17 protein-coding genes and 1 tRNA gene are annotated in these 17,983 nt (G+C 63.4%); all 18 read right to left on the bottom strand.

The window, feature by feature from the left end:
• Window positions 1-7 precede the first annotated feature (7 nt).
• The 18 genes from nuoL to rpsO all read right to left on the bottom strand — a co-directional run bounded on the left by nuoL (window position 8) and on the right by rpsO (window position 17,965).
• Window positions 8-2,107, bottom strand: a complete 2,100-nt coding sequence (gene nuoL / locus RR42_RS05565; protein ID WP_043344748.1) for an NADH-quinone oxidoreductase subunit L — start codon at window positions 2,105-2,107, stop codon at window positions 8-10.
• A 59-nt stretch (window positions 2,108-2,166) separates the two neighbouring features.
• Window positions 2,167-2,472, bottom strand: a complete 306-nt coding sequence (gene nuoK / locus RR42_RS05560) for an NADH-quinone oxidoreductase subunit NuoK (protein ID WP_006156828.1) — start codon at window positions 2,470-2,472, stop codon at window positions 2,167-2,169.
• A gap of 16 nt (window positions 2,473-2,488) precedes the next feature.
• Window positions 2,489-3,139 (bottom strand): NADH-quinone oxidoreductase subunit J, encoded by a 651-nt coding sequence (locus tag RR42_RS05555; RefSeq protein ID WP_043344747.1) that lies wholly within the window; start codon window positions 3,137-3,139, stop codon window positions 2,489-2,491.
• 143 nt (window positions 3,140-3,282) lie between these two features.
• Window positions 3,283-3,774 carry an NADH-quinone oxidoreductase subunit NuoI gene (gene nuoI / locus RR42_RS05550; RefSeq protein ID WP_006156830.1) on the bottom strand — a complete coding sequence of 164 codons (492 nt, stop codon included), beginning with the start codon at window positions 3,772-3,774 and terminating at the stop codon, window positions 3,283-3,285.
• A gap of 65 nt (window positions 3,775-3,839) precedes the next feature.
• Window positions 3,840-4,904 carry an NADH-quinone oxidoreductase subunit NuoH gene (gene nuoH / locus RR42_RS05545; RefSeq protein ID WP_043344744.1) on the bottom strand — a complete coding sequence of 355 codons (1,065 nt, stop codon included), beginning with the start codon at window positions 4,902-4,904 and terminating at the stop codon, window positions 3,840-3,842.
• 18 nt (window positions 4,905-4,922) lie between these two features.
• Window positions 4,923-7,301 carry an NADH-quinone oxidoreductase subunit NuoG gene (gene nuoG / locus RR42_RS05540; protein WP_043344742.1) on the bottom strand — a complete coding sequence of 793 codons (2,379 nt, stop codon included), beginning with the start codon at window positions 7,299-7,301 and terminating at the stop codon, window positions 4,923-4,925.
• 12 nt (window positions 7,302-7,313) lie between these two features.
• The gene (gene nuoF, locus RR42_RS05535) at window positions 7,314-8,609 is read right to left on the bottom strand and encodes an NADH-quinone oxidoreductase subunit NuoF (protein ID WP_043344740.1); all 1,296 of its coding nucleotides are present in this window, start codon (window positions 8,607-8,609) and stop codon (window positions 7,314-7,316) included.
• Between the two features lies 1 nt (window position 8,610).
• A complete protein-coding gene (gene nuoE, locus RR42_RS05530) occupies window positions 8,611-9,117 on the bottom strand; it encodes an NADH-quinone oxidoreductase subunit NuoE (protein WP_006156834.1) in 507 nt (168 codons plus the stop codon).
• A gap of 212 nt (window positions 9,118-9,329) precedes the next feature.
• On the bottom strand, window positions 9,330-10,583 hold the full coding sequence (locus RR42_RS05525; protein ID WP_006156835.1) for an NADH-quinone oxidoreductase subunit D: 1,254 nt from the start codon (window positions 10,581-10,583) through the stop codon (window positions 9,330-9,332).
• Between the two features lie 9 nt (window positions 10,584-10,592).
• Window positions 10,593-11,192 carry an NADH-quinone oxidoreductase subunit C gene (locus RR42_RS05520; RefSeq protein ID WP_043344736.1) on the bottom strand — a complete coding sequence of 200 codons (600 nt, stop codon included), beginning with the start codon at window positions 11,190-11,192 and terminating at the stop codon, window positions 10,593-10,595.
• Between the two features lies 1 nt (window position 11,193).
• Window positions 11,194-11,676: a NuoB/complex I 20 kDa subunit family protein gene (locus tag RR42_RS05515; protein WP_006156837.1), complete on the bottom strand. Its 483-nt coding sequence runs from the start codon at window positions 11,674-11,676 to the stop codon at window positions 11,194-11,196.
• Window positions 11,677-11,682: 6 nt separating this feature from the next.
• Window positions 11,683-12,042, bottom strand: coding sequence for an NADH-quinone oxidoreductase subunit A (locus RR42_RS05510; protein ID WP_006156838.1), 360 nt, complete (start codon window positions 12,040-12,042; stop codon window positions 11,683-11,685).
• A gap of 164 nt (window positions 12,043-12,206) precedes the next feature.
• Window positions 12,207-12,291 (bottom strand) — tRNA-Leu (locus RR42_RS05505).
• Window positions 12,292-12,499: 208 nt separating this feature from the next.
• Entirely contained in the window at window positions 12,500-12,868 is a 369-nt protein-coding gene (secG, locus tag RR42_RS05500) for a preprotein translocase subunit SecG (RefSeq protein ID WP_043344735.1), read from the bottom strand.
• Between the two features lie 46 nt (window positions 12,869-12,914).
• Window positions 12,915-13,652, bottom strand: a complete 738-nt coding sequence (gene tpiA, locus RR42_RS05495; RefSeq protein WP_043344732.1) for a triose-phosphate isomerase — start codon at window positions 13,650-13,652, stop codon at window positions 12,915-12,917.
• Between the two features lie 128 nt (window positions 13,653-13,780).
• Complete coding sequence (locus RR42_RS05490; protein ID WP_043344730.1) at window positions 13,781-14,785, bottom strand: NAD(P)H-quinone oxidoreductase; 1,005 nt, start codon at window positions 14,783-14,785, stop codon at window positions 13,781-13,783.
• A gap of 209 nt (window positions 14,786-14,994) precedes the next feature.
• Complete coding sequence (pnp, locus tag RR42_RS05485; RefSeq protein WP_043344729.1) at window positions 14,995-17,199, bottom strand: polyribonucleotide nucleotidyltransferase; 2,205 nt, start codon at window positions 17,197-17,199, stop codon at window positions 14,995-14,997.
• Window positions 17,200-17,692: 493 nt separating this feature from the next.
• Window positions 17,693-17,965: a 30S ribosomal protein S15 gene (gene rpsO / locus RR42_RS05480; RefSeq protein WP_006156843.1), complete on the bottom strand. Its 273-nt coding sequence runs from the start codon at window positions 17,963-17,965 to the stop codon at window positions 17,693-17,695.
• Between the last annotated feature and the right edge of the window lie 18 nt (window positions 17,966-17,983).

Raw genomic sequence — 17,983 nt, 5'->3', positions numbered from 1 at the left:
GTTTTCCTTACTTGGTGCCCACTGTGGCGAGTGAGGTGCCGAACACCGTCATCGTCAGCAGTACCAGCATGCCCAGGATCATGGCGAATGCGTAATGGTAGATATAGCCGGACTGCAGGTAGCGGCTCACCGAAGCGAACCAGCCGACCACACGTGCGGCACCGTTGACCACCAGGCCATCGATCAGCCCCTGGTCGCCGCCCTTCCACAGGCCGGTGCCAAGCAGACGTGCACCGCGGGCAAACACTGCCTCGTTGATGGCGTCCATGTAGTACTTGTTGTCGAGCAGCGTGTACAGGCCCGAGCAGCGTTGCTTGATCGCGGCGGGGATATCCGGGCGCTTCATGTAGAAGAACCAGGACAGCACCACACCCGAGATGGCCAGCCACAGCACCGGCGTGGTCAGCGAATGCAGGCCCATCGCCACCCAGCCGTGGAAGGCTTCGGTCAGTTCCGCCATCGCATGGTGGTTCTCGCCCACGTAGATCACGTTCTTGAAGGCCACGCCATTCTTGAAGAAGTCGCCGAACAGCATCGGGCCGATCGCGATCGCGCCGATCACCACCGACGGGATGGCCAGCAGCACCAGCGGCAGCGTGACGACCCACGGCGACTCGTGCGGCTTCTCGCCCGGGGCCAGGCCGTGATGATGGTCGGCCGTTGCCTCCTCATCGTCATGGTTGCCGGCGTGATGCGCGTGGTGGTCTTCCTTGCCGAAACGCTCTTCGCCGTGGAACACCAGGAAGTACATGCGGAACGAGTAGAACGCCGTGACGAACACCCCTGCCAGCACCGCGAAGTAAGCGAATCCCGAGCCCGGGATATGCGACTCGGCCACGGCCTCGATAATCGAGTCCTTGGAGTAGAAACCAGCAAAGAACGGCGTGCCGATCAGGGCCAGCGAGCCCACCAGCGAGGTGATCCAGGTAATCGGCATGTATTTGCGCAGGCCACCCATGTTGCGGATGTCCTGATCGTGGTGCATGCCGATGATGACCGAGCCCGCGGCAAGGAACAGCAGTGCCTTGAAGAATGCGTGGGTCATCAGGTGGAACACGGCCACCGAGTATGCCGAGGCGCCCAGGGCGACGGTCATGTAGCCCAGCTGCGACAGCGTGGAGTAAGCCACCACGCGCTTGATGTCGTTCTGGATGATGCCCAGGAAGCCCATGAACAGCGCGGTAATGGCGCCGATCACCAGCACGAACGACAGCGCGGTGTCCGACAGCTCGAACAGCGGCGACATGCGCGCGACCATGAAGATGCCGGCCGTCACCATGGTGGCGGCGTGGATCAGCGCGGAGATCGGGGTCGGGCCTTCCATCGAGTCAGGCAGCCACACGTGCAGCGGGAACTGCGCCGACTTGCCCATGGCGCCGATGAACAGGCAGATGCAGGCGACCGTGATCATCAACCAGTCGGTGCCCGGGAAGATCACCGTGGCCAGCTGGTCGCGCGCGGCGAAGACTTCGGTGTAGTTCATGCTGCCGCTGTAGGCCAGCAGCAGGCCGATGCCGAGGATGAAGCCGAAGTCACCCACGCGGTTGACCAGGAACGCCTTCAGGTTGGCGAAGATGGCGGTCGGGCGGGTGTACCAGAAGCCGATCAGCAGGTACGACACCAGGCCCACAGCTTCCCAGCCGAAGAACAGCTGCAGGAAGTTGTTGCTCATCACCAGCATCAGCATCGAGAAGGTGAACAGCGAGATGTAGGCGAAGAAGCGGTTGTAGCCGGGGTCTTCGCTCATGTAACCGACGGTGTAGATGTGCACCATCAGCGAGACGAAGGTCACCACCACCATCATCATCGCGGTCAGCGAGTCGACCAGGAAGCCCACTTCCATCTTCAGGTCGCCGATCTTCATCCACTCGTACACGGTGGCGTTGAAGCTCGCGCCGTTCATGACGTCCATCAGCACGATGATCGACAGCAGGCAGGAAATCGCCACGCCGAGAATCGTCACGGTGTGGGCCAGCGTGCGGCCGGCGCGTGTCTCCGAGGAGAATGTGCTGAAGAACTTGGTGCCGAACAGGCCGGCGATGGCTGCACCGGCGAGCGGTGCGAGCGGAATCGCCAGTAGCAGGTTGGGGTCGAGCGTGGTTGCCATAGGACGCTTAGTGGTGTGCGGTCGGAGAACGGTCTTGATTCATAACGTAGCGGCGCGGATCAACCCTTGAGGGTGTCCATGTCGTCCACGTTGATCGTGTCCAGGTTGCGGAACAGCACGACCAGGATTGCAAGGCCGATTGCCGATTCGGCCGCAGCCACCGTGAGGATAAAGAAAACGAAAACCTGTCCTGCCAGGTCGCCCAGATAGTGCGAGAAGGCGACGAAGTTCATATTGACCGCAAGCAGCATCAGCTCGATCGCCATCAGCAGCACGATCACGTTCTTGCGGTTCAGGAAAATACCAACGATGCTGATGGCGAACAGGATCGCACCGAGCACGAGGAAATGGGCGAGAGAGAGCACAGCGTTTCTCCGGGCTTTAGTTCTTGTTAGCGGCAGCCGCGGCATCCGGGCTGGCTTGGGTGCCGGCACGGGCTTCGCTGGGCATCGAGACCAGGCGCACGCGGTCCTGGCGGCGGGTACGCAACTGCTCGCCCACGTCTTGCGACTTGTTGTCCTTGCGGCGGCGCAGCGTCAGCGCGACGGCGGCGATGATCGCCACCAGCAGGATGATGCCCGCCACTTCAAAGGCGTAGATGTAGTCGGTGTAGATCAGCTTGCCGAGCGCGGCCGTGTTGGAGTAGTCCGGGCCCTGCGCCACGTTGTTCAGCGGCACCGTGGTGCCGATGAAGTTACGCACCAGCACGGTGGCCATCTCGCCGATGATCAGCGCGCCGATCACCGAAGCCAGCGGCACATAGGTCCAGAAGTCCCGCCGCAGGTGCTCGATGTCGATATCGATCATCATCACCACGAACAGGAACAGCACCATCACGGCGCCCACGTACACCAGCACCAGCAGGATGGCGAGGAATTCGGCCTTCAGCAGCATCCAGATCGCGGCTGCCGTAAAAAACGACAGCACGAGGAACAGTGCGGAGTGCACCGGGTTCTTCGCGGTGATGACTTTCAGTGCGGAGAGCACCAGCACCAGCGCAAAGACATAGAAGATGGTGGTCGTGAGTTCCATGGTCCTCGTCGAGCCTTCCGGCACAAGCCACCCCTGGTGGCCTGCCCTTGCGGCATCCTTTTCGTTAGCCCCACACGGGGCCCGATTCACAATGCATTGGCAACGCCCGCCAGGTTCGGCGGGCATGCCCTGTAATGCGCTTATCAGCGATACTTGGCGTCCGCGGCCTTGGCCGCGGCGATCTGCGGCTCGTAGCGGTCGCCCACTGCCAGCAGCATGTCCTTGGTGAAGTACAGGTCGCCGCGCTTTTCGCCGTGGTATTCGAGAATATGCGTCTCGACGATGGCGTCGACCGGGCAAGCTTCTTCGCAGAAGCCGCAGAAGATGCACTTTGTTAGGTCGATGTCATAGCGCGTGGTGCGACGCGTGCCATCGGCGCGGGCATCGGACTCGATGGAGATGGCCACAGCCGGGCAAACCGCTTCGCACAGCTTGCAGGCGATGCAGCGCTCTTCGCCGTTGGGGTAACGGCGCAGCGCGTGCAGGCCGCGAAAACGCGGCGACATCGGCGTTTTCTCTTCGGGGAACTGGACCGTAATCTTGCGGGCGAAGAGATAGCGCCCGGTCAGAGCCATGCCCTTGAAGAGTTCCTTCAGGAGCAGGCTGTTGAAGAAGTCCTTGATGGCGAGCAGCATGACGATTGCTTCCTAATGATTCCGCAGGGCGCCGCCTGTCGTGGCAGCGCCCCTGCTTTGGCCGTTCAATGCCAGATATTCCAGGGCGACCGGATCCAGATCGCGACGATGACCAGCCAGCCCACCGTCAGCGGGATGAAGATCTTCCAGCCCAGGCGCATGATCTGGTCATAGCGGTAGCGCGGGAACGAAGCACGAATCCAGATAAACACCGACAGCAGCAAAAATACCTTGATCACCAGCCAGAAGAAGCCCGGGACCGCATTGGTGATGAAGCTCTCGAACGGCGGCGCCCAGCCTCCCAGGAACATCAACGCGGTCATCGTCGAGATGACGATCATGTTGATGTACTCAGCCAGGAAGAACAGCGCGAAGCCCATGCCCGAGTATTCGATCATGTGGCCGGCAACGATTTCCGACTCGCCTTCCACCACGTCGAACGGGTGGCGGTTGGTTTCGGCCACGCCGGAGATGAAGTACACGCCGAACATGGGCAGCAGCGGCAGCCAGTTCCACGACAGTACGTTGATCCCCATGTTGGCGAAATAGCCGGTGTTCTGCGAGTTGACGATGGCCGACAGGTTCAGGCTGCCCGACACCATCAGCACCGTCACCAGGGCAAAGCCCATGGCGATTTCATACGACACCATCTGCGCCGCGGCACGCATGGCGCCGATGAAGGCGTACTTGGAGTTGGAGGCCCAACCGGCCAGGATCACGCCGTAGACGCCAACCGAGCTGATCGCCATCACGTACAGCAGGCCGGCGTTGACGTTGGCCATCACCACTTCGGCCTGGAACGGAATCACCGCCCAGATCGCCACGGCGGGCATCAGCACCATCAGCGGGGCAACCAGGTACATGCCCCGGCTGACCTGCGTGGGCATCATCACTTCCTTGAGCAGCAGCTTGAGCACGTCGGCGATCGGCTGCAGCAGGCCCAGCGGCCCGACCCGGTTCGGGCCGATACGCACGTGCATCCAGCCAATCAGCTTGCGCTCCCACAGGATCAGGTAGGCCACGCACAACAGCAGCGGCACCACAATGACCACGGCGCGAATCAGGATCCACAGCGGCGTCCAGGCGCCGCCGAAGAGATTCTGTCCTTGCGAGGTAATCCAATCGATCATGTTTCTTTCTCGCTCTTCTTATGCCGTGGCCGCCGGCTCGGCCGCGCCCTTCGCGGTGGCGGCCAGGTCGATGGCTTTCTCTACGGTGACAGTGCCAGACGGCGCACCCAGCGTGGTCGCGGCAACGGTGCCAGCGGACACGCGCACGGTGCCGGCAGGCAACATGGCTTCGAGGGCGGCCGGCAGCACCACGCTGCCCTGCCCTTGCGTCACGCGCACCGGGTCGCCAGCCTGCACACCCAGCGAGGCGAACAGGTCGGCCGACAGGCCGGCTTGCATGGCGCGGCGAGCGGCTGCGGACAGTTGCAGCGAATCGGCACGGCGCACGATCGGGTCGGCGTGGTAGATCGGCACATCGGCGATGCGTTCGATCCCACCCGCGACCTGGGCGGTAACGCGGATGGCCGCGTCGGTGCCATTGTTCAGTTGCGGTGCGACCGGCTTGGCCAGCACTTCGTCGCGCACGCTTTCGGCGGTCTCGAAGTCGAAGCCAGGCACGTCCAGCAGGTTGCCCAGCACGCGCAGCACCTTCCAGCCCGGACGCGAATCGCCCAGCGCGCGGACGACGCCGTTGAAGCTTTGCGGCAGGCCTTCGCAGTTCACGAACGTGCCGGCGGTTTCGGTGAACGGGGTCACCGGCAGGATCACGTCGGCATATTGCAGCGCGGCGTCCGAGCGGAACGCGGACAGGACCACCACGGTGCCGGCCTGGGCCAGCGCAGCCAGCGCCTGGGTCGGGTTGGCGGCATCGAACTCGGGTTCCGTGTTCAACAGCACGTAGGCACGGCGCGGCGTGTCGAACATGGCCTGCGCATTGGCGCCGCCGTTCTGCGGCAGCGCGCCGGCGATATAGCCACCGACGGTGTTCGCGGCTTCGGTCAGGAAGCCCAGCGTGGCGCCGGTTTCCGTCGCGATCCACTGTGCCAGCGCATGCAGCGCGGCGAATTGCGGGTGACGCACGGCCTCGTTACCGAGGAACACCGCGCGGCGCTCGCCCGACAACAGCGCGTCGGCAACCAGCCTGGCCTTGTCATCGCCATCGAAGCCATCGGTGCCCGCCGGAGCGGCCACGCCCTTGGCAGCGGCAACGGCACGTGCCACGCCGGCCAGGGCTGCGGTCCAGCCGGACGGCGCCACGTCAATGCGTGCGGCCAGCGGCATCAGCAGATCGTCAGCGCTGGCGCCGAGGACGGCCACGCGGGCCCCCTTCTTGCCAGCCTGGCGCAGACGCGCGGCCAGCAGCGGATGATCCTTGCGCAGGGCGGAACCGATCACCAGCACGCGTTGCAGCGCGGAGACATCGGCGATCGGCAGGCCAAGCCACGGCGCGCCCTTGATGGCGGCCGAGAAATCGGTCTGGCGCTGGCGGAAGTCGACGTTGTCGCTGCCCAGGCCACGCACCAGCTTGCCCAGCAGGTGGAGTTCTTCCAGCGTGCTGTGCGGGCTGGCCAGCGCGGCGATCTGGTCGGCGCCATGGTCGCGCTTGATGCTCGCGAGGCCGTTGGCCACGTATTCCAGCGCAGTCTGCCAGTCGGTTTCCATCCACTCGCCGCCCTGCTTGACGAGCGGCTTGGTGAGGCGGTCCGGGCTGTTGAGGCCTTCGTACGAGAAGCGGTCCTTGTCGGACAGCCAGCATTCGTTGACGGCTTCGTTGTCCAGCGGCAGCACGCGCATCACGCGCTGGTTCTTGGTCTGCACCACCAGGTTCGCGCCCAGGCCATCGTGCGGCGACACCGACTTGCGGCGTGCCAGTTCCCAGGTACGTGCCGAGTAGCGGAACGGCTTGCTGGTCAGCGCGCCGACCGGGCAAAGGTCGATCATGTTGCCGGACAGTTCCGAATCCACGGTCTGGCCAACGAAGGTCGTGATCTCGGAGTGCTCGCCACGGCCCAGCATGCCCAGCTCCATCACGCCGGCCACTTCCTGGCCAAAGCGCACGCAGCGGGTGCAGTGGATGCAGCGGCTCATCTCTTCCATGGAGATCAGCGGGCCCACGTTCTTGTGGAATACGACGCGCTTTTCTTCCTTGTAGCGCGATTCCGATGCACCGTAGCCCACCGCCAGATCCTGCAACTGGCACTCGCCGCCCTGATCGCAGATCGGGCAGTCCAGCGGGTGGTTGATCAGCAGGAATTCCATCACCGACTTCTGGGCCTTGACTGCCTTCTCCGAATTGGTGAAGACCTTCATGCCAGGGGTGACCGGCGTGGCGCAGGCGGGCAGCGCCTTGGGCGCTTTCTCAACCTCAACCAGGCACATGCGGCAGTTCGCCGCGATGGACAATTTACGGTGGTAGCAGAAGTGCGGGATGTAGGTGCCCAACTGGCGGGCGGCTTCCATCACCAGGCTGCCTTCAGCAACCTCAACCTTCTTGCCGTCGATCTCGAGTTCAACCATGTTCTGCCACGCTTAAGAGTAGGCCGGAACCATGCACTGCTTGTGTTCGACGTGATATTCGAACTCTTTCCAGTAGTGCTTGAGCATGCCGCGGACCGGCATCGCTGCCGCATCACCAAGCGCGCAGATAGTGCGGCCCATGATGTTTTCAGCGACGTTATTGAGCAGGTCCAGATCTTCCTGGCGCCCTTCTCCGTGTTCGATACGATTCACCATGCGATAGAGCCAGCCGGTGCCTTCACGGCACGGCGTGCACTGGCCGCACGATTCTTCAAAGTAGAAATACGACAGACGCAGCAGCGAGCGAACCATGCAGCGCGTCTCGTCCATCACGATCACCGCGCCCGAGCCCAGCATCGAGCCGGCCTTGGCGATCGAGTCATAGTCCATGTCGGACGCCATCATCATGTCGCCCGGCACCACCGGCGCGGACGAGCCGCCCGGGATCACTGCCTTGATGCGCTTGCCGCCGCGCATGCCGCCGGCGAGTTCCAGCAGGGTCGCGAACGGCGTGCCCAGCGGGATCTCGTAGTTGCCGGGGCGCTCGACGTCGCCGGAGATCGAGAAGATCTTGGAGCCGCCGTTGTTCGGCTTGCCCATCTTCAGGTAATTTTCCGGCCCGATCGACAACAGGAACGGCACCGCGGCAAACGTTTCCGTGTTGTTGATGGTGGTCGGCTTGCCGTACAGGCCGAAGCTGGCCGGGAACGGCGGCTTGAAGCGCGGCTGGCCTTTCTTGCCTTCCAGCGATTCGAGCAGCGCGGTTTCCTCGCCACAGATGTAGGCGCCGTAGCCGTGGTGGGCGTGCAACTGGAAGTCGAAGCCCGAGCCCAGGATGTTGTCACCCAGGAAACCGGCGGCACGCGCCTCTTCGAGGGCTTGCTCGAAGATCTTGTACTCGTTCCAGATCTCGCCGTGGATGTAGTTGTAGCCCACGGTGATGCCCATCGCGTACGCACCGATGGCCATGCCTTCGATCAGCGCATGCGGGTTGTAGCGGATGATGTCGCGGTCCTTGAAGGTACCGGGCTCGCCCTCGTCGGTGTTGCAGACCAGGTATTTCTGGCCGGGGAACTGACGCGGCATGAAGCTCCACTTCAGGCCGGTGGGAAACCCCGCGCCGCCACGGCCGCGCAGGCCGGAGGCCTTGACGTCCGCGATCACCTGTTCGGGCGTAATCTTCTCGGTCAGGATGCGCTTGAGCTGCTGGTAGCCACCGCGCTTGACGTAGTCGTCGAGGTGCCAGTTGCTGCCATCGAGGCCAGCCAGGATCAGCGGCTTGATATGACGGTCGTGCAGAGAGGTCATGTTACTTGTCCCCCTTGGCTGCAGTGCTGCCGGCGGCCTTGAGCTCGTCGACGAGCGCGTCCAGCTTGGCGTCGCTCATATGGCTGCACATGCGGGTATTGTTGACGATCATCACCGGTGCGTCGCCGCAGGCACCCATGCACTCGCCTTCCTTGAGGGTGAAGGTGCCGCACGGGGTGGTTTCGTTGTAGCCGATCCCCAGCTTCTGCTTGAGGTAGTCGCCGGCACGTTCGCCGCCGGAGAGTGCGCACGGCAGGTTGGTGCAGACGGTCAGCTTGTACTTGCCGACCGGCTTGGTGTCGTACATGTTGTAGAAGGTTGCGACCTCCTCGACCCATACCGGCGGCATGTCGAGGTAGCTGGCAACAAACTGCATGACTTCCGGGGAGACCCAGCCCACTTCGCCCTGCGCCACGGCCAACGCCGCCATCACGGCCGACTGCTTCTGGTCAGCCGGATACTTGGCGATCGCGCGATCGATTTCCTTGAGAGCTTCTGCTGATAGCATGGTCGTTGCTGTAATACGCCGTGTCATTTGCGGATCTGCGCCGCCACATGGCGCGCATCCCGCAGGTTTGCAGCCGTCGCTGCCGTTGCAGCCCGCATGTCAAAGGCATGCCGGGCTCACCGCGGGTTTCCCGTGACCGGACACGATCTTTTGTGGGTCCGTGCCAGGGGCGCCCGGATCGTCGTCCGGGGCCGGCGGCTCTTGTTAGCTCGTCAGCGGTCGATTTCGCCGAAGACGATGTCTTGCGTACCGATGATCGTTACCGCATCCGCAATCATGTGGCCCTTGGCCATTTCATCCAGTGCGGCCAGATGGGCAAAGCCCGGGGCACGGATCTTCAGGCGATACGGCTTGTTCGCACCGTCGGAGATGGCATAGATGCCGAACTCGCCCTTCGGGTGCTCCACCGCCGCATAAGTCTCGCCTTCGGGCACGTGAATGCCTTCGGTGAAGAGCTTGAAGTGGTGGATCAGCTCTTCCATGTTCGACTTCATGTCCACGCGCGACGGCGGCGCAACCTTGTGGTTGTCGCTCATCACCGGGCCCGGATTGCGGCGCAGCCAGTCGATGCACTGCTTGATGATGTTGTTGGACTGGCGCATTTCTTCCACGCGCACCAGGTAGCGGGAGTAGCAATCGCCGCCCACGCCCACCGGCACCTGGAAGTCCATGCGGTCATACACTTCGTAGGGCTGCTTCTTGCGCAGGTCCCACTCGATGCCGGAGCCGCGCAGCATCGGGCCGGTAAAGCCCATCTGCAGCGCACGCTCGGGGCTCACCACGCCGATGCCAACCAGGCGTTGCTTCCAGATCCGGTTGTCCGTCAGCAGCGTCTCGTATTCGTCGACGTACTTCGGGAAGCGGTTGGTGAAGTCCTCGATGAAGTCCAGCAGCGAGCCCGAACGCGCTTCGTTCATGGCCTTGATGGCGCGCTCGTTGTGGATCTTCGACGCCTTGTATTGCGGCATCGTGTCCGGCAGATCGCGGTAGACGCCGCCCGGACGGTAGTAGGCCGCGTGCATGCGCGCGCCCGACACCGCCTCATACATGTCGAACATGTCTTCGCGTTCGCGGAAGGCGTACAGGAACACCGCCATCGCGCCCACGTCGAGCGCGTGCGAGCCGATCCACATCAGGTGGTTCAGCAAGCGCGTGATTTCGTCGAACATCACGCGGATGTATTGCGCACGGATCGGCACCTCGAGACCCAGCATCTTCTCGATGGCCATCACGTAGGCATGCTCGTTGACCATCATCGACACGTAGTCGAGGCGGTCCATGTACGGCACGCTCTGGATCCAGGTTTTCTGCTCGGCCAGCTTTTCGGTGGCACGGTGCAGCAGGCCGATATGGGGGTCGGCGCGCTGGATGACTTCGCCGTCCAGCTCCAGCACAAGGCGCAGCACGCCGTGTGCCGCAGGGTGCTGCGGGCCGAAGTTAAGGGTGTAATTCTTGATGTCTGCCATTGCGCGTTCTCAGTGCTGCAAGCCGCCGTAGTTCTCTTCGCGGATCACGCGGGGCGTGACCTCGCGCGGCTCGATCGTGACGGGCTGATAGATCACCCGCTTTTGCTCGGGGTCGTAGCGCATCTCGACATAGCCCGAGACCGGGAAATCCTTGCGGAACGGGTGGCCGACGAAACCGTAGTCGGTCAGCAGGCGGCGCAGGTCGTTGTGGCCTTCGAACACGATGCCGTAGAAGTCGAACGCCTCGCGCTCGAACCAGTTCGCCGAGTTCCAGACGTCGGTCAGCGAAGGCACCACGGGCACGTCGTCGTCCGGCGCGAACACGCGTACGCGCAGGCGCCAGTTGTGCTTGATCGAAATCAGGTGCGTCACGGCCGCGAAACGGGAGCCGTCCCAGGCGCCGTCGCCATAGGTGGAATAGTCGACGCCGCACACATCGAGCAGTTGCTCAAAATGCAGTGAGGGATCGTCGCGCAGCATCAGCGCGCTTTCCAGGTAGTCATCGGCCTTGACGATAAGGGTAATCTCGCCTAGCGCCTCTACCAGTTTCTGGATACGCTTGCCCAGTACCTTTTCGAGCGCGGCCTTCAGAGTATCGAGGTTCGACATGTCAGCCCTTGCGCGCGATGGTGTTGGTGCGACGGATCTTGTTCTGCAGCTGGATGATGCCGTAGATCAGCGCTTCCGCCGTCGGGGGGCAGCCAGGCACATAGATATCCACCGGCACGATCCGATCGCAACCACGCACCACCGAATACGAGTAGTGATAGTAGCCACCGCCATTCGCGCAGGAACCCATCGAGATCACCCAACGCGGCTCTGCCATCTGGTCATAGACCTTGCGCAGCGCGGGGGCCATCTTGTTGCACAGCGTGCCGGCCACGATCATCACGTCCGACTGGCGCGGCGACGGGCGGAAAATCACGCCGAAGCGGTCCATGTCGTAGCGCGCGGCGCCAGCATGCATCATTTCCACAGCGCAGCACGCCAGGCCAAAGGTCATCGGCCAGAGCGACCCGGTGCGGGTCCAGTTGATCAGCTTGTCAGCGGTAGTCGTGACGAAGCCTTCATTGAGAACGCCTTCGATTGCCATATCACATCACTCCCAATCGAGCGCGCCCTTTTTCCAGATGTAGACGAAGCCCACGATGAATTCCAGCAGAAACACGCCCATGGCGAAGAAACCCGGCCAGCCGATATCCCGCAGGGCTACACCCCAGGGAAACAGGAAGGCGGTCTCGAGATCGAACAGGATAAAAAGAATAGCGATGAGGTAGTAGCGCACGTCGAACTTCATGCGCGCGTCCTCGAACGCTTCGAAGCCGCACTCGTACGGAGAGAGCTTCGCGGGATCAGGTTTGTTTGGACCGAGAATTCGGCCAATCGACATCAGTGCAATGCCGAGCACGACACCGAAGATGATGAAGATGAGGACGGGGAAGTAGGCTTCGAGATTCAAGGTACGGCCAGCCTTATCTGGAATGTTGTCAACAGCACCAGCGGTAAGCGGCGTCCTGTTGCCCACCCCAAGCGCCATTCCGTAGAAATTACGACGCCGCCTTGCGGACTGGCCGGGGCATGCATCCGGGATGGTCTCCGGATGCATGCCCCGATCAAGTTGTTTGGTGCCGACGGCGAGACTCGAACTCGCACAGCTTTCGCCACTACCCCCTCAAGATAGCGTGTCTACCAATTTCACCACGTCGGCTGGGGGAGAAACAATATTGCCTCGCGCCGGGCTTTTCAGGGCCCTGGGTTTTTACACCCTTCGGAACTCTGGCTGGGATGCTGCTTTATCCCGGCTGGAGCCCCGTCGCTGGGGGATCGTTTCAAGCCTTGTATTCTAACCTAGGATTCTTGTTTTGTTCAATGCACAACAGCAAAAATCTTCAAGAATAAGTCACAAGGCTCGTTGATTATTTCGGTACAGCAGGCGCAGAAGGATTCGAGGCCGCGGCAGCCGATGCGGCAGCAGGCGCCGAAGCTCCCGCCACGGCCGGTGCCACCGCGGGCGCGGAGCCCATCACGCCCAGCGAAGCTGCCGGCCGATAGTTGCCCATCAGCGTCAGGCTCAGCGTGCAGATGAAGAACAGCGTCGCCAGCACGGCGGTGGTACGCGACAGGAAGTTGGCCGAGCCGGTGGCGCCGAACAGGCTGCCCGAGGCCCCCGAGCCAAACGCCGCACCAACATCGGCGCCCTTGCCATGCTGCAGCAGCACCAGGCCAATCACGCCAAGCGCGGACAGTATCTGCGCCACTACCAACAAAGTTTTGAAAATTGCCATTTGGTTCGATTCGCTTGCCTGATCAGACCCTATGAGCGGCCGGCATTCAGGCGTTGCCGATCGCGAGGAAATCGTCCGACTTCAGCGAGGCGCCTCCGATAAGGCCCCCGTCGATGTCGGGCATGGAAAATAGTTCTGCCGCATTGTCCGGCTTCACGCTGCCGCCATACAACATGGCCATGCGAGCGGCCACGCCTGCGTCGCGCGCCGCCACCTGGGCGCGCAGGAAAGCGTGCACGGCCTGGGCCTGCTCGCTGCTTGCGGTCTTGCCCGTGCCGATCGCCCACACCGGCTCATAGGCCAGCACGATGCGCCCGAGCTGGTCGAGCGACAAGGCCTCGAGCACGGCGCCGAGCTGACGGCCTACCACGGCCTCGGTCTCGCCTGCCTCGCGCTGCGCCAGGCTCTCGCCCACGCACACCACCGGCACAATGCCGAACTCCAGCGCGCGCACCGCCTTGGCCGCTACCGTGGCATCCGTCTCGCCATGGTAGCTGCGCCGCTCCGAATGCCCCACCAGGGCATACGAAGCACCGAACTCAGCCAGCATGGAGGCCGCGACTTCGCCCGTGAAGGCACCGCGCGCCTCGGCGGACACGTCCTGCGCGCCCCAGGCCACCGCGGACCCGGCCAGCAACGCCTGGCACTGCGCAAGATACGGGAACGGCGCGCATACTGCCAGGCGCGCGCTTGCGGGCGCCGCCTTGATCGCTTCCAGCAAGGTCACATTGGCAGCCAGGCTGCCGTGCATCTTCCAGTTGCCGATAACGAGCTTTTGTCTCACAGGGCGCCCCTCTCAATCAAACCGGGTATTGTAGCGCGGGCCAAGGCCCTACGCCACAGAAGGGCCCGAAATCGGCCCGGGGCGCGAGGCCCCGGCCGCACCCGGCCATCAGCCAGCCAGCAGCGGCATTACCAGGTCAGGACGATCTTGCCGATATGCTCGCTGGACTCCATCAGGCGATGCGCATCGGCGGCCTGGGCGGCCGGGAAGGTCTGGTGGATCACCGGCTTGATCTTGCCCGCCGCCAGCAGCGGCCACACGTGCTGGTGCAGCGCCTGCGCGATCTCGCCCTTGAACGCCGCCGGGCGGGGACGCAGCGTGGAGCCTGTCACGGTGATACGGCGGCGCAGGATATCGCCCAGCGGGATCTCGGCCTTGGCGCCGCCCAGCAGCGCGATGATCACAATGCGGCCATCGTCGGCGACGCAGGACAGTTCGCGCGCCAGATACGGGCCAGCCACCATGTCGAGGATGACATCCGCGCCACGGCTGCCGGTCAGCGCTTTCACCTCGGCGACAAAATCTTCGGTCTTGTAGTTGATGGCACGGTCGGCGCCCAGTTCCTCGCAGGCCCGGCACTTGTCGGCGCTGCCGGCGGTAACGAAGACCTTGTGGCCCAGGGCCTTGGCGATCTGGATGGCGGTCGTGCCGATGCCGCTCGAGCCGCCCTGGATCAGCAGCGTCTCGTCCTTGCCCAGCGGGCCGCGGCCCAGGTAGCCGCGATCGAAGACGTTGCTCCACACGGTGAAGAACGTCTCCGGCAATGCGGCCGCCTCGACATCCGACAGGCACTCCGGCACCGGCAGGCATTGCGCTGCGGGGGCCACGCACAACTCGGCGTAACCGCCGCCCTGCACCAGCGCGCACACACGGTCACCCAGCTTCAGGCCGAAACGGTTGTCGGGGTGCGCCAGGTCGCCGCCGGCCACCACGCCGGCCACTTCCAGGCCCGGCAGGTCGGACGCGCCCGGTGGCACCGGGTAGTTGCCGGTACGTTGAAATACGTCGGGACGGTTGATGCCGGCCGCGGCCACGCGGATCAGGATCTCGCCGGCCTTGGGCACCGGGTCGGGGCGTTGCGCCAGTTGCAGGACTTCGGGGGCGCCGTACTCGCGGATTTCGATGGCTTGCATTGCTGCTCCTTGCGGTTAGGGACCTCGCGCATGCGGCGGGCTCGCGCACGCATGGCGGGGGGATCAATCTGGGCACCCGCCATGCGGCGCGCCGAACAGCCGGGCCGCATGGGGTGGGACTGGCGGGAGTGTAAACAAAAAAGCGGCTGGACATCGCCAGCCGCTTTTTCTGCTACGGGTACCGTCGTTCTACCGGCACCGTAAAACGCTTACTGCTGTTGCTGATCAGCCGAAGGCGTCGTCGGCGCTGCCGGTGCGGCCGGGGCGGCCGGAGCAGCCGGTGCCTCGCTGGTGTTGGCGATCGGGCTGATGCTGCCGCCCTCTTCGGCCAGCGCGGCCTTCAGGGACAGGCGCAGGCGGCCCTTCTCGTCAGCCTGGATCAGCTTGACGCGCACGTGCTGGCCTTCCTTGAGCCAGTCCTTGATGTCCTTGACGCGTTCGTTGACGATCTCGGAGATATGCAGCAGGCCATCCTTGCCCGGCAGGATGTTGACGATGGCGCCAAAGTCCAGCAGCTTGAGCACGGTGCCGGCGTAGATCTTGCCGACTTCGGCTTCCGCGGTGATGCCTTCGATGCGGCGCTTGGCTTCGGCCATGCCTTCGGTCGAGGTCGAGGCGATGGTGATGGTGCCGTCTTCCTGGATGTCGATGGTGGTGCCGGTTTCCTTGGTCAGCGCCTGGATGGTCGAGCCGCCCTTGCCGATCACTTCGCGGATCTTGTCCGGATGAATTTTCATGGTGATCATGCGCGGTGCGTGCTCCGACAGCTCGGTGCGCGCATGGCCCATCGCGTCCTGCATCTTGCCCAGGATATGCAGGCGGCCTTCCTTGGCTTGCGCCAGCGCGACCTGCATGATTTCCTTGGTGATGCCCTGGACCTTGATGTCCATCTGCAGCGCGGTGATGCCGGTGTCGGTACCCGCGACCTTGAAGTCCATGTCGCCGAGGTGGTCCTCGTCGCCCAGGATGTCGGTCAGCACGGCGAACTTGTTGCCTTCCAGGATCAGGCCCATGGCCACGCCGGCCACATGCGCCTTGATCGGAACGCCCGCGTCCATCAGCGCCAGGCAACCGCCGCACACCGATGCCATCGACGACGAGCCGTTGGATTCGGTGATTTCGGACACCAGGCGGATGGTGTAGGCGAATTCGTCATCCTTCGGCAGGACTGGGATCAGCGCGCGCTTGGCCAGGCGGCCGTGGCCGATTTCGCGGCGCTTGGGGCTGCCCACGCGGCCGGTTTCGCCGGTGGCGAACGGAGGCATGTTGTAGTGGAGCATGAAGCGGTCGCGGTATTCGCCGGCGAGCGCGTCGATGATCTGCTCATCGCCCTTGGTGCCCAGCGTGGCAACCACCAGCGCCTGGGTTTCGCCACGGGTGAAGATGGCCGAGCCGTGAGCGCGCGGCAGCACCGACGAGCGGATCTCGATCGGGCGCACGGTGCGGGTGTCGCGGCCATCGATGCGCGGCTCGCCCGACAGCACCTGGCTGCGCACGATCTTGGCTTCGATGTCGAACAGCACGTTGCCCACTTCGACCTTGTCGGCTTCCACGCCGGCTTCGGCCAGCTTGGCCGCCACGGTGGCGTAGACTTCCTTGAGCTTTTGGCTGCGCGCCGACTTCTGGCGCAGCTGGTACACGTCCTGCAGCAGCGGCAAGGCGATCTCGCCGACCTTGGCGATCAGCGCTTCGTTCTTCGGTGCCGCGGTCCAGTCCCACTCCGGCTTGCCGCCGTCGCGCACCAGATCATGGATGGCATTGATGGCCGTCTGCATTTGCTCATGGCCGTAGACTACGGCGCCCAGCATCACCTCTTCCGACAGTTGGCGGGCTTCCGACTCCACCATCAGCACGGCGCGCTCGGTACCGGCAACCACCAGGTCCAGTTCCGAAGCAGCGATCTGCGAACGGGTCGGGTTCAGCAGGTACTGGCCGTCCTTGTAGCCAACGCGCGCTGCGCCGACCGGGCCGCTGAACGGAATGCCCGACACTGCCAGGGCAGCCGAGGCGCCGATCAGGGCGGGGATGTCAGCCGGGACTTCCGGGTTCAGCGACAGCACGTGGATGACCACCTGCACTTCGTTGTAGAAGCCTTCCGGGAACAGCGGGCGCAGCGGGCGGTCGATCAGGCGCGAGGTCAGCGTCTCGTTTTCCGACGGACGGCCTTCACGCTTGAAGAAGCCACCGGGGATCTTGCCGGCAGCGTAGGTCTTTTCGATGTAGTCGACGGTCAGCGGGAAGAAATCCTGGCCAGCCTTGGGCGACTTGGCAGCGACAACGGTGGCGAGCACCACGGTGTCTTCAATGTCGACGATCACGGCACCGCCAGCCTGGCGGGCAACCTCGCCGGTTTCCAGGCGCACCTTGTGCTGACCCCACTGGAATTCCTTGACGATCTTGTTGAACATGGTCATGAACGTTCCTTTTGTTCGTGCTTGCACGCTTGTGCGACGCCCGCGTTAGCAGCCGCGGGCGAACTGCCGGATCAGCGTCGGCCTCAGTCACAGGGAAGTGCTATGCCATTCCAGCGCGATACCTGATGCTGGTAGCTGATGCGCGGCATCTGCCTGGGCAGATACCGCGCTGGAATGACACAAAGCCCCGCTTCCTTGCCCGACTCCGGTATGGATTAACAGTAAAAAAGCTGAAAAAAGCTAAAGAACAAAGTAACTTACTCCGTTGCACGTCTTGGCGCAACGTGTGCCAGCCCCAGCGGCCATGGCACCATCAAGCAGAGCAAAAATCACTTGCAGCAATGCCGGACATCGACCGGACGGCGGCCGGACCGCGACATTTCATCCGCAAAAACAAAATGCCTGCATCAGCGAGGCTGACGCAGGCATTAGTGGCTCACGCGAAGGCGTGCAGTGCATCCATTCGTGCTGCCATCCGGACGATCCTGGCTGCTTACTTACGCAGGCCGAGCTTCTCGATCAGCGAACGATAACGGTCAGCATCGTTGGCCTTGAGGTAGTCCAGCAGGCGACGACGACGGCTCACCATGCGCAGCAGACCGCGGCGGCTGTGGTGATCCTTCATGTTGGCCTTGAAGTGGGGGGTCAGTTCGTTGATGCGGGTGGTCAGCAAAGCGACCTGGACTTCGGGGCTACCCGTGTCGTTGGCGGCACGTGCGAACTGCTTGATGACTTCGGTTTTGCTGCTGATTTGGGCTTCTGCCATGGTAATTTCCTTTTCACT

Source organism: Cupriavidus basilensis (assembly GCF_000832305.1).
In the GTDB taxonomy this organism is placed as follows: Bacteria; Pseudomonadota; Gammaproteobacteria; order Burkholderiales; family Burkholderiaceae; genus Cupriavidus; species Cupriavidus basilensis_F.
This window is presented reverse-complemented; position numbering and strand designations above follow the sequence as displayed.